Annotated in this window: 10 protein-coding genes; 9 read left to right on the top strand and 1 reads right to left on the bottom strand. The window is 71.7% G+C overall.

What is annotated here, in order from left to right; genetic code table 11:
- Window positions 1-667 precede the first annotated feature (667 nt).
- The 3 genes from KK483_RS29840 (at window position 668) to KK483_RS29830 (ending at window position 3,066) form a co-directional block, all read left to right on the top strand.
- Complete coding sequence (locus KK483_RS29840; protein WP_262008320.1) at window positions 668-1,666, top strand: RNA polymerase subunit sigma-70; 999 nt, start codon at window positions 668-670, stop codon at window positions 1,664-1,666.
- A 687-nt stretch (window positions 1,667-2,353) separates the two neighbouring features.
- Window positions 2,354-2,845: a DUF2975 domain-containing protein gene (locus KK483_RS29835; protein ID WP_262008319.1), complete on the top strand. Its 492-nt coding sequence runs from the start codon at window positions 2,354-2,356 to the stop codon at window positions 2,843-2,845.
- Window positions 2,845-3,066: a helix-turn-helix transcriptional regulator gene (locus tag KK483_RS29830; RefSeq protein ID WP_262008318.1), complete on the top strand. Its 222-nt coding sequence runs from the start codon at window positions 2,845-2,847 to the stop codon at window positions 3,064-3,066. Before KK483_RS29835 ends, KK483_RS29830 begins: the two co-directional genes overlap by 1 nt.
- 301 nt (window positions 3,067-3,367) lie before the next feature.
- Here KK483_RS29830 and KK483_RS29825 read toward each other — a convergent pair whose 3' ends face one another.
- Window positions 3,368-4,645: an ROK family transcriptional regulator gene (locus tag KK483_RS29825; protein WP_262008317.1), complete on the bottom strand. Its 1,278-nt coding sequence runs from the start codon at window positions 4,643-4,645 to the stop codon at window positions 3,368-3,370.
- 246 nt (window positions 4,646-4,891) lie between these two features.
- On the opposite strand from KK483_RS29825, the gene KK483_RS29820 reads away from it, so the two are divergent.
- From KK483_RS29820 to KK483_RS29795, 6 genes are all read left to right on the top strand, one after another.
- Complete coding sequence (locus KK483_RS29820) at window positions 4,892-6,913, top strand: hypothetical protein (protein ID WP_262008316.1); 2,022 nt, start codon at window positions 4,892-4,894, stop codon at window positions 6,911-6,913.
- A gap of 145 nt (window positions 6,914-7,058) precedes the next feature.
- Window positions 7,059-9,005 (top strand): RICIN domain-containing protein, encoded by a 1,947-nt coding sequence (locus KK483_RS29815; RefSeq protein ID WP_262008315.1) that lies wholly within the window; start codon window positions 7,059-7,061, stop codon window positions 9,003-9,005.
- A 1,296-nt stretch (window positions 9,006-10,301) separates the two neighbouring features.
- Window positions 10,302-11,099 (top strand): 2,3-dihydro-2,3-dihydroxybenzoate dehydrogenase, encoded by a 798-nt coding sequence (locus KK483_RS29810; protein WP_262008314.1) that lies wholly within the window; start codon window positions 10,302-10,304, stop codon window positions 11,097-11,099.
- 61 nt (window positions 11,100-11,160) lie between these two features.
- Window positions 11,161-12,357 (top strand): isochorismate synthase, encoded by a 1,197-nt coding sequence (locus KK483_RS29805; RefSeq protein ID WP_262008313.1) that lies wholly within the window; start codon window positions 11,161-11,163, stop codon window positions 12,355-12,357.
- Between the two features lie 53 nt (window positions 12,358-12,410).
- Window positions 12,411-14,051, top strand: a complete 1,641-nt coding sequence (locus KK483_RS29800; RefSeq protein ID WP_262008312.1) for a (2,3-dihydroxybenzoyl)adenylate synthase — start codon at window positions 12,411-12,413, stop codon at window positions 14,049-14,051.
- A gap of 13 nt (window positions 14,052-14,064) precedes the next feature.
- Window positions 14,065-14,697 carry an isochorismatase family protein gene (locus tag KK483_RS29795; RefSeq protein ID WP_262008311.1) on the top strand — a complete coding sequence of 211 codons (633 nt, stop codon included), beginning with the start codon at window positions 14,065-14,067 and terminating at the stop codon, window positions 14,695-14,697.
- Window positions 14,698-14,699 lie beyond the last annotated feature (2 nt).

Genomic DNA, 14,699 nt, shown 5'->3' with positions numbered 1-14,699 from the left:
CGACGAGAGGCTCGCCCGTCTGGTGGACCGGCACCCGCCAGCTGGCCAGCGCCGAGCGGCGTGACCCGCTACCGCACACCGCTGCCGCGTTCGCCACGCTGGAGCCGATCGAGAGGCCGCCCGCAGCGCACTCCCGGGCATGGGCAGCCGCACCCGACGCAGCGTCACCAATCAGACGGCATCCGACCACACCGAAGCCTTGGGGCCGACAGAGCGCCCCGTCGTCAAACCGCACCGAGCCGGCGGAATTCATGTGTGGCGCGGGGAAACAAGGATGAGGGGATGCTCGACTGCAGCTCTCCGTCAAGGGCGGACGCGAGGAATTGCGTGCAGGATACGGAGAAATGCTCCCATCGGTCGCCGCGCGCCTCGTTCACCATGACGGTTCATTGGTCCGGCTCGAGGCCGGGCCGAACGAGCCAGTAGTTCCGGGGCTCGTCGACTGTGCGTACCGGAGTTGGCGGGCCGGCCGTCGCTGCCGTCGGGAGTTGGTGGAGGTAGCGCCGGGCGGGCCGCTGGGACGGTTGGGATCGAAGCAATGGTGCAGGCCGGCCGGACTACCACGGATCAGGAACGCTGAGCCACGCCGACCGAGCCCAGTGATGAGTTTTCGCGCCCGCACCCGTCACACCTGCGACGGGACACGACGAGGCGGAAGGATGACGTGATGAGTGCGGACACGCGGCTGGAGGAGCTGGGCGTGAGCGGGCTGGGTGAGGTCGACGAGCCGGCGTTCTCGGGGCTGGCGGAGCGGCACCGGCGGGAGCTGCACGTGCACTGCTACCGGATGCTCGGGTCGTTCGAGGACGCCGAGGACACCGTGCAGGAGACGTTCCTCCGTGCCTGGCGGCGGCGGGAGACCTTCGAGGGGCGGTCGACGTTCCGGGCCTGGCTGTACCGGATCGCCACCAACGCCTGCCTGGACCTGCTCGCCAAGTGCCGCCCGGAGCCTGCGACCGGCGGCGAGGTGCTGTGGCTGCAGCCCTACCCGGACCGGCTGCTCGACGAGCTGCCCGCGGGCGACGCGGACGAGCCGGAGACCGTCGCCGTCGCGCGGGAGACGATCGAGCTGGCGTACCTGGTCGCAGTCCAGCACCTCGCGCCGCGCCCGCGGGCCGTGCTGATCCTGCGGGATGTGCTCGGCTGGCCGGCGAAGGACGTCGCGGAGCTCCTCGGGGACTCTGTCAACTCCGTGAACAGCGCGCTGCAGCGGGCCCGCGCCGGCATGCGGGTGCACCTGCCCGCCGAGCGGCAGGACTGGACCGGCGGCGAACAGGACGCCGGGACGCGCGAGTTGGTGCGCCGCTATACCGACGCCAGCGTGGCCACGGATGTCGCCAGGCTCGCCGCACTGCTGCGGGATGACGTCCGCTGCTCGATGCCGCCCACGCCGGGCCTGTACGTCGGCCGCGACGCGGTGGTGAACGACTGGATCGCGAGCGGCTTCGAGGGCATGAAGGGCCTGCGCACCGTCCTCACCTCCGTAAACCGGCAGCCCGCCGTCGCCTTCTACCACTGGCGGAAACAGGAGGGCGCGTATCTGCCGCTGACGATCGACGTCCTGCGCGTCACCGGCGGGGCGATCGCCGAGATCCTCACCTTCCACGACGACCGGTTCCCGCGGCTCGGGCTGCCGGAGCGCCTGCCGGCGGACGGCGCGGAGTAGTCCCTGTGTGGACGCTCGCGCTGCGCGGTGCCGCGCGTGCCGCGCGTGCCGCGGTGGTCGCGGTGGTCGCGGCGGAGTGGTGCGACGCGTTCGGCGTCGTCACCCGCGCGCGGGTGCAGCTGGAGCTGACGACGGTGAGCGCGATGCCGTGCGGAACGTGCGGGGCGCGACGGGAGGGCACCGTTCGGGCTGCCGGCGTCGATCTCCGTCACCGGCTGCCGGGCGGTGCGGCAAGGAAACCGGGGGTAGCAGTGAGCCGTCACTGCTGCGTATGAGTCAGGACCGGGAGCGGGGAGGGCGCCGGGGCACGGCGTGACCCGCTGGATGCTTCCTCTCGCTCGCGGGTGCTACGACCGCGGTACTCGCCTGGGCACCGCCGGCCCGGCCCGGCATCCATGGCGGCCGGAGAGGGCCCAGACGGCGAGCGGGATCAGCGCGCCGCCGAGGGCGATGAGCGGGAGGTCGACGCAGAGCACGCTGCGGTCCCGGTTCCGGCCCTCTCCGTACGGTGGCTGCGCAGCCCCTGGCTCGCGGCGGCAGCGACCGTCGCCGCGGGGCGAACGCCATGCCGCTGGAGGGGCGGCGTCCCGTCACGGCGCGAGGCCGCCGCCCGCTCTCCGTCCCACCGTTTGCTTGATCTATCGATATTCGATAGATTCCCATCGTGACTCGATGGAAGGATGGGCCGTGGGAAAGCTGACAGTGGGTGCGCTGCGCGCGGTGCTCGTGGTGGTGCTCGCCGGCACCGTGTTCGTACAGGCAGGGATGGTGTGGGCGTTGGTCAGCGGGAACGACCCGGAAGACGGATCGCTCCCGCTGACCCCGCTGCGCGTGATCACGATCCTGGGCATGGTGTCGGTCCAGGTCGCCCTGGTCTGCGTATGGCAGCTGGTGACGATGGTGCGACGCGGGACCGTGTTCTCCCGCGCCGCCTTCCGGTACGTGGACGTCGTGATCGGCGCGATCGTGGCAGCAGCCCTCGTATGGTTCGCGGTCACGGCCCTCAACGCGCCGGGCCAGCGGGAAGATCCGGGCGTCTCCGTGATCATGGGCGGGGTCGGCGTGGCCATCCTGGGGGTCGCGCTCCTCGTGCTCGTACTGCGGATGCTGCTCGCCCAGGCCGTCGCGCGCGACGCCGAAGCGGCGCAGATGCAGGCCGAGTTGGACGAGGTGATCTGATGCCGATCACCGTCGACATCGACGTAATGCTGGCCAGGCGGAAGATGTCCGTAGGTGAGCTCGCGGAGCGCGTAGGGATCACCCCCGCCAACCTGGCGGTACTCAAGAACGGCCGCGCCAAGGCAGTGCGCTTCGCGACACTCGCCGCGCTCTGCGACGTGCTGGAGTGCCAGCCGGGCGACCTGCTGCGATGGGAAACCGAGGGCACCGCCGGCGGATGACACGCCCCAGAGCGGACGTGCAGCGGACGTGCAGCGGGCATGCAGCAGACGTGAAAACGCCTGGCACCACCACACCGAGGTGCCCGACCCTCGCGATCCGCCCGGCAGAGGGCATGCTTTCGTCGTCGTCCGAGTGAGCGGCCCGTGACCTGCATGTCGGGTCACGGGCCGCTCGCTTTGTGCCGGAGCCGCACTGGGCAAGCACCGCGACCGGCTCCAGCGCCGGACGAGCAAGCTCGATCAGCCTCCCGATGGCAAACGATCGTCTACGGCTTTCCGGGGCCGTCGGGTGCCTGCCCGCTCACACGTCGAGGGCGGCGGAGACGGCGCTCGGGTCCTGGTAGACCCGGTCGAGCGCCAGGTAGGCGCCACCGCGTGCCGCGGCGCTGAACCCCAGGGTGGAGAGCATGACTTCGCAACGGCCCGCCTCGGGAGCCATGACCCGGGCCGACAGCTCGCCGCGGACGCGGTCGATGAGGTAGTCGCCGAAGTGGGCGAAGTAGCCGCCGAGGACGATGGCCCGGGGGTTGAGGACGTCCGCGAGGAGTGCGAGGCCGAGCGCGAGGCCGTCGGCGATCCGCTCGAGTGCCGCTCGGGTGGCGGGGTCGTCGGCGTCGGCGCGGCGGCGCAGCTCGGTGAGCCGGTGCTCCAGTTCGACGGTGGGATCGTGCACCGGGTCGTCGGGCTGCGCGGCGAGTCTCAGCAGGGCCGCGAGACCGACCATGGTCTCCCAGCAGCCCTGCCGGCCGCAGGCGCACGGCTGTCCGCCCGGGCCCAGGGGCATGTGGCCGATCTCGCCGGCGAATCCGGCCGATCCGCGCAGCAGCCGGCCGTCGGAGATGATGCCGCCGCCGACGCCGGTCTCGCCGGTCACATAGATCAGGTCGTGGATGTCGGACGCGGCGACGACCAGGTATTCGGCGACGGCGCCGAGCTTGGCGTCGTTCTCCAGCCGGATCGGCGGTGCCGTGGGGCCGAGCCGTGTGCGCAGACCTTCCGTGACGGCGACGTCCCGCCAGCCGATATTGGACGCGTACGAGACGACGCCGGTGTCCATCCCGATCACGCCGGGGGCCGCTATGGTCACCGCGACGGGCCGGACTCCCCGCGCACGCAGGCTCTCGGACGTCTCGGCGATCGCCTCCGCCACGTGGTCAAGCACGGCCTCCGGCCCGGTGCCGCGTGCGTCGAGAGGGGTGTGCCGCTCGACGATGGTCTCGCTGCGCAGGTCGAAGGCGATGAGGCTCACGTAGTCGACGTTGATCTCGACGCCGATGCCGCAGATCGTACGGCCGTCGATCTCCACGGTGCGGCCCGGACGCCCGACGGAGCCGTGGCGCTCGGTCTCGCCCTCGCGCACCAGGCCGCGTTCCACCAGCTCGGCGACCAGGTTGGTGATGGTGGCCTTGGGCAGGCCGGTCTCGTCCGCGATCTGGGCGCGGGGGCGCGGCCCGGCGTCGCGCAGCAGGCGCAGTACGAGGCCGAGGTTGGAGCGGCGCAGCGACGCGCGGTCGTTCGCCCGGGGCGGTCCTTCGCCGCCCAAGTCACGTACGCCTGCTGCGCGTAGGTCTGCCTTCACCCGGCCTGCTCCTGTTCCATTGACGCGGTTTCCCGTCAACCTACGCGGTTGCGGGGACTGCGGGGAGGGGCACCCGGCTCAGGACGTACTCGCTCCCACCTGCTTGACGAGCCACAACTAAGTTTAGATTGTAGTCGAATTAAATACGGCCGAGGAGATGCCTGTGAAGTTCCGCCGGATGAAGGCGGTGGCACCCGCCGCCGCTCCCGTGGTTCCCGGACAGCTGAGTGCCGCAGGGAGGGACCGGTGAACTCACCCGCCAGGCGGGCGCGCTACCACCTGCGCTTCCAGCTTCGCCCCGGTGACGACCTCGCCGACCGGGCGGGCGCACTGGCCAGGATGTGCGGGGAGAACGGGGTCGACGAGGTCGTGCTGCTCCTCGGGGCCGAGCAGCTGTACACCGGCCACCTCGCCGGACCGGAGGAGACCAGCTGGTTCGCGGCGGCGGCCGAAGCCCTCGCGGTACTGAGCGACGCCGGCCTGGACGTCAGCCTCAACCCCTGGGTCACCGCCGGGCATGCCGACCGGGGCCGGGCCGGCACGCTCGGCTTCGCCCCCATGGTCTCGCCGACCGGCAGGACCGCGGCCGCCCAGGCGTCCTTCGCCTGCCCCCGGTGGCGGAAGTGGCTGTACGCGCACTACGGGCGCTTCGCCGAACTGGGCTTCCGGGTGCTGTGGGTGGAGGACGACTTCCGCTTCCACAACCACGCGCCACTGGACTGGGGCGGCGGCTTCGAGCCGCTCATGCTGGAGCGTCTGGCCCGCCTCGCGGGCGAGCCGGTCACCCGGGAGCAGGTGGTGGCCGCCGTCACCGCACCCGGCCCGCCGCATCCCTGGCGGACGCTGTTGCAGCAGGTCTGGCGCACCGCGCAGCTCGAAGTCGCCGAAGAGCTGGCAGAGGTGGTGCGGGAGCGCTCCGGCGGCAGGTCGCAGCTGGGGCTGATGAGCTCACCGCCGGCGGCGCACTCCGTCGAGGGGCGGGACTGGGCCGCCCTGTTCACCGCGCTGTCGGTGCGGTCCCGCGTGGTTCACCGACCGCACTTCGCGCCCTACTCCGACACCCCGGCGCGCGGCCTGACCTCCGCGATCTGGTCCCTGGAGCTGCAGCGGGCGCTGCGCCCGCGGCATGCGACCTGCGAGCCCGAGATCGAGAACTGGCCGCACACGTCGTGGTCGAAGTCGGACACCCAGACCTGGTCGGAGATGGTCACCGCCCAGCTGTCCGCGGCCGATGCGCTGCTCCTGAACGTCCATCCCACCCACGCCGAGCACGCCGGGCGCTTCCCGCGCATCGACCGGCTGCTGCGCCGCTCCCGGCCGGCCCTGGACTGGCTGGCGGAACGCGGCCAGGAGCGCCCCGTCCCGCTCGGTGTCGGACTGCCCTGGCGGCAGGACACCGCCTCCCGTCTGACGACCGTCACGGGCCGGCTGGAGGAGCTGGAGGCCGACCCCGGAGCGGCAGCCGACTTCCTTCTCGGGTACGGGGTTCCGGTCACCGCGCAACCCGCCCCGGTCCAGGCCCTGTTCGGGCGGATCGCCGACACCTTCAGTGACGACGAGCTCCATGACATGCTGCGTGGCGGGCTGCTGCTGGACGGCGTGGCCGCGGCCGTCCTCACCAGGCGGGGATTGGCCGGTCTGCTGGGGGTGCGGGCCGGAGAGCCGGTCTCCCGCGACGAGCATGCGCCACCCGGCCCGTACGCCGTGGAGCGCGTGGTGACGGACGTCCCGGCGGGCGAAGGCACATTGCTGAGCGTCGACGTCCAGCCGGCACTCGCCCGGCTCGAACCGCTGGACGGCGCCCAGGTCGTCACGAGCATCCACACACCGGACGGCCGCCTCTGGGGCACCGGGCGCTGCCACTTCGTCAACTCGCTCGGCGGACGCGTCGCCGTGCTGGCCGCGACGGCACCCGCCGAACTGGCGCGCAGTGACGAGGACCGGCTGCTGGTCCATGCGGCGGTCCGCTTCCTGGAAGGCAAGAATCCACGGCTGCCGCTGGTGAGCGGGGCGCCCCATCTGATCCCGCACGCGTCGCGATCGGGCGAAGCCCGCCGGCTCGCAGTGGTCAACGGCAGCGCCGATGCCGCCCGTCCGCGCGTTCACCTGCCGTCGGGCCCCGAGCTGCCTTCGGACCACGGGACCGTACGGGCCACCCTGCTGGCACCCCTGGACGAGCCGGTTCGGTCCGCCGTCGAACCGACCGGTGATGTGCTGGAACTCATGGACGCCCTGCCGCATCGCGGCTGGGCGGTCTTCGAGTGGTGAGCCGCCGGACCATCTGCCCACCGGATCCCGGATGTTGAGGGTCTTGACAGCCTCTTAAATAGTTCGGATTCTATCAAAACTAATTAGCAAGGCACTGAACCCCAGGCCGCCGCTCCCCCGGCGGCCTGCCCACAAGAGGAGACCTGTGTCAGCTCGTTGGAGAACGACGGTCCCTGTCGCGCTCGTCACGGTGGCCGCGGCGCTGGCCGGCACGCTGTCGGCGGCACCGGTGGCCGCATCCGCGTCCGTATCCGGAACCGCGGGCGAGTCCGCGGCCGCGCCCGCTGATTCGCCCACCTACAGCGTCACCATCGGCGCCAAGGGCCCGTGGACCAATCCCGACGACACTCCCGCCGGTACCTACATCGACAAGAACGGCGCCTTCTACTACCAGTCCGCCCACGCCCTGTACGAGGAGGACGCCCCCCGCAAGTGGACGTTCCACCGCGGCAAGGACTTCGACACCGCCCAGCGCGACGCCGCCCTGAGCGACGCGGTGAACCCCGCCAACGCGCTGGACCGCAACGACGACACCACCTGGCGCTGCAACAACAGCCCCACCGGCCGTGAGTCCACGTACGCCCCGGACACCTCGCACTACTCGCAGCGCAACTACTGCGACCTGATGGGCGTGTGGGTGGACCCGGACACCGGCGACTGGTACGGCCTCGTCCACAACGAGTTCACCCCGGACCCGTTCGGCGACGGCCTCCACTACGACGCGATCGACTACGCCGTCTCCCGTGACCAGGGCAGGACCTGGGACATCAAGGACCACGTCCTCACCTCGCACTACAGCACCGAGCGCGGCGACAACGAAGCGTTCCCCAACGACCTGTACCACTACGGCAACGGCGACCCCCGACTGTTCGTGGACACCGCCTCCGGCTACTTCTACGTCTATTACAACTCCCGCGCCATCCCCAAGGGCGGCGTCCCCGGCGGATGGACGGACGGCAGCAGGGGGCACGTCGCCCGCGCGCCGATGTCCGCCAAGATGGCGGCCGGCTCCTGGAAGAAGTGGTACGACGGCTCCTGGTCCCAGCCCGGCATCGGCGGGCTGGAGAGCAACATGGAGCCGGTCGACGCCGACAACCAGACCGGCTACACCCCCGTCGAGAACGACTACGACCCGGCCAACCCCGGCACCGTCGCCGAACAGCAGGCCGCAGGGGAACTGCCCGCCAAGTCGGACCTGCTGACCATGAACATCGCCTACAACGCCCACCTCGGGCTGTACATAGGCCAGCCCGAAGCCATCACGCAGGACGCCACCCAACCGCAGCGCTTCTACGCCACCGACAACCTCGCCACCCAGAAATGGAAGCTCATCGGCGACTCCGGCGACTACCTGTCAGGCTCCTGGTACCGCTGGATGCTCGACTCGGTCAACAAGACCGGCTCCACCATCCTCGGCAAGAACTTCCGCAGCTACTGCTCCTGGGAATGCTCCGACAGGACCTCCGGCGAGTACTACAACACCACCATCGCAACCAGCCACCCCGCCGCCCCCGTCCGCTCCCAAACGGCCTACACCATCAGCAGCGGCAACGGCCGCGTCCTCGCACAAGCCGAAAGCGGCCGGGCCACCACCTCGCTCCCCGCGGGAAGCGGCTCCAGCCGCAGCAAGTGGACCTTCACCTCCAACGGCGACGGCTCCTACCGCATAGCCAACACCGCCGGCGGGGAACTCCTCGGTGTCGACTCCCACCGCAACAGCGGCCGCGCCTGGGCCACCAAACCAACCATGGCCAAAGCCCCGGCGAGCGGCCCGACCGTCGGCCAGCAATGGTTCATCATCCCCGGCAAGAACACCAACGGCACATCCACCGGCACATTCCGCATCGTCAACCGCTACAGCGGACTCGTAATCGGCATGTCAGGCCACACGCACCGACTGGCCGAAACCACACCCACCCGCGCCTGGACCGACACCACCGGCAACCCCATCGGCAACGGCCGCACCACCACCGAGCAAACCCTCACACTCACACCCGCGGACCGGGCGGGACGACCCGGCCACGGTCACCGTGACACGGCCCAGGACGCCGCGCCGGTCCTTCCGGCCCTGACCGGCCGGAAGGAGGACTGACAACCCTCCCACCGGTCCCGCCCCGGCCGCCGTCATCCGGCCGGGGCGGGACGACCCACACCCCGGGCGCCCCTAGGTCGTGTCTTCAAAGTCCCGTCTGCCCGGTGACGCCTGGCACGCTCCCCCAGAGCTCGCGCCTAGGAGGTGCCCCCACCCCCGTAGCCCTTCGGGCACGGGAGGTGCCCCCCACGCTGCGTTGTCGTCGGTCGCCGATGTCCCCCGTGGCCCTTCGGGCACGGGAGGTGCCCCCACCGCATGGACTCCCCCTCCTCCGCCCTGCGATCGCACGCACCAGACACCGCCGGGCCCGCCCTCCGGGCGGACGACGCCACTTCGAAGACACTCCCTAGAGCGGCCGCTTCTCGGAGCGGGCCATGTTTCGTCACCGGTGAGCTCGACTTGCTCGACTCGGCATAGGTGTGCACCGACCAGAGACCGGGTCGCCTGGGGGTGTGCTCGATGGACTCGTGCCACCTGACCGGCAGGCGTCGTCGGTGCCATGAACGCTGCCGCGCCGGTGTCAAGCCGTCCCGCGTACCGCGATCGCCGCGAGGACGTACCACGACGCCACGGCGCCACGGCGGGTTTCATCGAAGAGCACCGAACCCCCAGGTCGGTGCCTTGCCGCGGACAGACTCATCGTCGGCGACACCTTCACGATAGCCCCGGCTCCGCGTTCCGGCTTCTCGGGGCAATGTGCATCGACCTGAAGCATGCGCCGCATCGAGCGGGCGGGTGTCCCACGCCGGGTGCCAACGTCGTGGTGGAGCGCAGCGTGACGTGGTGGAGTGCACAGCGTGCCCAGCAAGACACCCACCACGAACTCCTCGACCCCGGGCGCCTGTTCACCGCGTTCCCTGGTCCTCGGCCGGGCCCCCTCCCGGAACCGGTAGGACAGCGGGCCACCCCGTGCGGAAGCGTGTCCGTGGCCCGCCGCTCGGCGGGCGGCACGGCCTTCGTGGAGCAGGGCGTGTTCATCGGCGATACGCTGAGGGAGATCGGTTCGGCCGGCCCGGCACCCAGACCGAGCCCGGTATCCAGAGCGAGAGTCACTCGACGCCGGTCATCGAGAAGTACATCGAGCAGCTCCACGGCGACCGGGTGTTCGCCCGGCACCCTGACTGCGACCGGCCTGGCTCCGAAAGCCTCGACGAGCCGGCCGGAAAGCCTGCCGATCAGCAGCCGAACGCCGACGTGACGAGCACGCGACCGCGCTGGACGGCTGGAAGTGGACGAGCCCGGGCAGTGCGGAGGCGGCGGTCCCGGGCTCGACGACAACCGGAAGGCGGTGGTCACGTGAGTGCTGACCCTGAACTCTCCGGACGGCACGCCCTTGTGACGGGCGCGGGCCGTGGCATCGGCAAGGCGGTGGTGACGGCGCTCGTCGAACGGGACGTCCGCGTGGTCGCCACCGACCTGGACCCCGAGGGTGTGCAGGCCCTTGCCGAGAAATACGGCGACCAGGTCACCGCCCGCCCGCTCGACGTCACGGACGGGGCGGCCGTCGAGGCCCTCGTGGCCGAGACCGAGCGCACGCTCGGTGCGGTGGACATCGCAGTCAACGTCGCCGGAATCCTGCGGGGCTCCCAGGTCGTGGACCTGACGGACGAGGACTGGGCGGCCACGTTCGCCGTCAACACCACCGGTGTCTTCCACGTCTCACGGTCGGCCGCCCGCCGCATGGCCGAGCGCGGCCGCGGCACCATCGTCACCGTCGCCTCGAACGCGGCCGGCATCCCCCGCGCGGGCCTGTCCGCCTACGCCGCCTCCAAGGCCGCCGCCGTGATGTTCACCAAATGCCTCGGCCTGGAACTGGCCCCACGGGGTGTCCGCTGCAACACGGTCTCCCCCGGCTCGACTCTGACCGACATGCAGCGCGCCATGTGGACCGCCTCCGACACCCAGGACCCGGAAGCCGCCGCGCGCCGCGTCATCGAGGGAGACCTCGCGACGCACCGCACCGGCATCCCGCTGGGCCGGATCGCCGACCCTTCCGACGTCGCCGAGGCGGTCGTCTTCCTCGTGTCCGACCGCGCGCGTCACATCACCATGCACGACCTGTACGTCGACGGCGGCGCCACCCTGCGGGCCTGAACCGCCCGCCCGCAGCGGCCTCGTCGACCACGGACCGTGCCGTCCCCCGCTGGAGCCATCCATGTCCGCCTCTCTGCGCGAATCCACCGCCACGCCGCTCGCCTCGCCCGGCGCGGCGACCGCCCTGCTCGACGCCTACAGCCCGGGCACCGGCCGGTTCATCGCTTCGCCCCACCGCACCTTGCTGGGCTCGGGAACCGCCGCCGACGTGCCCCACGACACACGGCCGTTGACATGGCGGGTGCGCGCCCTGCTGGACGCACGGAGACAGGCGGGTGCCCTGGCACCGGTCGTCATGGGCTCCGTGCCCTTCGCCCCGGACGCCCCGCATTCGCTGGTCTCCCCCCAGTCCGTCCAGTGGGCGCCGCCGCTGCGTGAGGACCCGCTCATCGCCCTGCCCGCGCCACTTCCGGAGGGGGTCACCGCGTGGCAGGTGCGGGAGGTTCCGGCGCCCGAGCGGTACGGCCAGGCGGTCGCCGAGGCGGTGATGCGGATGCGGTCCGGGGAGTTCACCAAGGTCGTCCTCGCCCGCACCCTGGAGCTGACCTCGCCCGACGAGCCCGACCTGCCGGCCATGCTGAGCCGCCTGGCCCGCCGCGACCCGGTCGGATACACCTTCGCCGTCCCCAGCGGCCCCGGTCGCACGCTCATCGGGGCCAGTCCCGAACTGCTCGTCGCCCGCAAGGGCGGCCGCCTGACCGCGAACCCACTGGGCGGCTCCGCGCCGCGCAGCACCGACCTGGCCGAGGACGTCCGACGCGCGGCGGCGCTGCTCGAGTCGCCCAAGGACCTGCACGAGCACGCCGTCGTCGTCGACGCGGTGCGCGAGGCGCTCGCGCCGTTCTGCATCTGCCTGGAGGTGCCCGAGCGGCCCACGCTGGTGCGTACGGCGGCGATGTGGCACCTGTCGACCACCGTGACGGGCGAGCTCGCCGACCCTGGCGTCACCTCCCTGGAGCTGGCGTCCGCCCTGCACCCCACACCGGCGGTGTGCGGCACCCCGACCGACGTGGCCCGTGCCGTCATCGCCGAGTCGGAGCCCTTCGAGCGCGGCCCGTACACCGGCATGGTCGGCTGGCAGGACGCGGATGGGGACGGCGAGTGGGTCGTGACCATCCGCTGCGCCGAGGCCGAAGGGCGCTCGCTCAGGCTGTTCGCGGGAGCCGGAGTGGTGGCCGCTTCCACACCGGAGGCCGAGACCGCGGAGACCGGCGCCAAGTTCCGTACGTTCCTCGACGCCGTGGGGGCTTCGCTGTGACCGCCCTCCCTCCGCCGGCCCCCGGCCGGGGGGACCCCACCGCGCTGCGTCCGGTGACTGCCGCCACCCCGGGGACCGACGCACCCACCTGGCCCCCGGAGTTCACCGAGCGCTACCGCGCGGCGGACTACTGGCGCGGCGAGACCTTCGGGGGCGTGCTGCGCGAGCGCGCCGCCGTCCACCCCGACCGGATCGCCCTCGTCGACCCGGCCCCCGAGCGCCGCACCTGGACGTACCGGGAACTGGACGAGCAGGCCGACCGGCTGGCCGCCGGGTTCGCGGCGCGCGGGATGTCCAAGGGCGACCGGGTCGTCCTCCACCTGCCGAACATCGGCGAGTTCATCGCTGTCGTTTTCGCGCTGTTCCGCATCGGTGCGCTGCCCGTGTACGCGCTGCCCGCGCACCGGGAGTCGGAGATCCGCCACTTCTGCTCCTTCTCCGGGGCCGTCGCGTACGTGATCCCCGACCAGCACGCGGGCTTCGACCACCGCGAGCTCGCGACGCGGGTGGCGCAGCGCACGCCGAGCCTGCGGGACGTCTTCGTCGTCGGCGACCCGGGCGAGCACACCGCGCTGTCCGACGTGCCCCGCGATCCCGTCGCCATGCCCCCGGGACCGGAGCCGCACGAGCTGGCGTTCCTCCAGCTGTCGGGCGGTACGACAGGAGTGCCGAAGCTCATCCCGCGCACCCACGACGACTACCTCTACTCGCTGCGGGGCTCCGACGACATCTGCGGCGTCGACGCCGGCACCCGCTTCCTCGTCGTCCTGCCGGCCGCACACAACTTCCCGATGAGTTCGCCGGGTTGGCTGGGGACGCTGTACGCCGGAGGCACCGTGGTGCTGTCCCCCAGCCCCGACCCGGCGACGGCCCTGGCCCTCGTCGAGCAGGAGCGGATCACGATGACGGGTCTTGTGCCGCCGCTCGCCCTCCTGTGGACCGAGGCCGGTCCGAAGAGCGGTCACGACCTGGCGAGCCTGGAGCTGGTGCTCGTCGGCGGCGCCAAGTACAGCGCGGAGGCGGCGCGCCGTCTGGAGCCCGCCCTGGGATGCCGGCTCATGCAGGTCTTCGGCATGGCCGAGGGGCTCGTCAACTACACGCGTCTGGACGACGACTTCGAGACCGTGGTCGCCACGCAGGGCCGCCCGATCTCCCCGGACGACGAGATCCGCATCGTCGACGACACCGGGCACGATGTCCCCGAGGGCACGGTCGGACACCTGCTGACCCGCGGCCCGTACACGATCCGCGGCTACTGGCGCGCGCCGGACCACAACGTGCGCGCCTTCACACCGGACGGCTTCTTCCGCACCGGCGACCTCGTGCGCCGCACCCCGACGGGCCACCTCGTCGTCGTCGGCAGGTCCAAGGACCAGATCAACCGGGGCGGTGAGAAGGTCGCGCCGGAGGAGGTCGAGAACATCATCCTCGCCCATCCGTCCGTGCACGACGTCGCCGTCGTCGGGGTCCCCGACGCGTACCTGGGGGAACGCTCCCTCGCCTACGTCATCCTCCGCGAGGGTGCCGAGCAGCTGAAGCCGGCCGCCATCAAGCGGTTCGTCCGTGACCGCGGCGTCGCCGGCTACAAGGTCCCCGATCTCGTCGAGTTCGTCGACGCCTTCCCAGAGACGGGGGTCGGCAAGGTCAGCAAGAAGCAGCTGCGGTCCGCCGCGGCCGCAACCGAGCCGCAGTGAAAGGCCCTCTCCCATGGCACTCCCCGCCATCGCCTCCTACCCGCTGCCGTCGGCGGACGAGCTGCCGGAGAACCGCGTCGCCTGGACCGCGGACCCCGCGCGCGCCGTGCTGCTCGTCCACGACCTGCAGAACCACTTCCTCGGCGCGTTCCCGTCCGGCGAGCAGCCGCTGACGGGGATGCTGGGCAACACCGGCCGGCTGCTGGAGCGCGCCCGCGGCCTCGGCGTACCGGTCGCGTATTCGGCCCAGCGCGGCGGCCAGACGCCCGAGCAGCGCGGGCTCCAGCTCGACTTCTGGGGCCTCGGCGCCGCCGATGACGCCGAGGCGCTCGCCGTGCCGGAGGAGGTCGCGCCACAGCCCGGCGACAGGATCCTGATCAAGTGGAAGTACAGCGCGTTCGTGCGCACCCGGCTGGCGCAGCTGCTCCATGAGACCGGCCGCGACCAGCTGGTCGTCATCGGTGTGTACGCGCACATCGGCGTGCTGGTGACCGCCTGCGACGCGTGGATGCGGGACATCCAGGCGTTCGTCGTCGCCGATGCCGTTGCCGACTTCTCCCGCGACGACCACGACATGGCCCTGCGCTGGGCCGCCGGCCGCTGCGCGTTCGTGACCACCACCGACGCGCTCTTCAAGGAGTTCTGAGC

The sequence above is a fragment of the Streptomyces sp. FIT100 genome (assembly GCF_024584805.1).
Taxonomy (GTDB): domain Bacteria; phylum Actinomycetota; class Actinomycetes; order Streptomycetales; family Streptomycetaceae; genus Streptomyces.
This window is presented reverse-complemented; position numbering and strand designations above follow the sequence as displayed.

Excerpts from the sequence above, each read along its gene's own strand:
- KK483_RS29805 (WP_262008313.1), top strand. The coding sequence starts at position 11,161 with ATGTCCGCCTCTCTGCGCGAATCCACCGCCACGCCGCTCGCCTCGCCC.
- KK483_RS29830 (WP_262008318.1), top strand. The coding sequence starts at position 2,845 with ATGCCGATCACCGTCGACATCGACGTAATGCTGGCCAGGCGGAAGATG.
- KK483_RS29840 (WP_262008320.1), top strand. The coding sequence starts at position 668 with ATGAGTGCGGACACGCGGCTGGAGGAGCTGGGCGTGAGCGGGCTGGGT.
- KK483_RS29795 (WP_262008311.1), top strand. The coding sequence starts at position 14,065 with ATGGCACTCCCCGCCATCGCCTCCTACCCGCTGCCGTCGGCGGACGAG.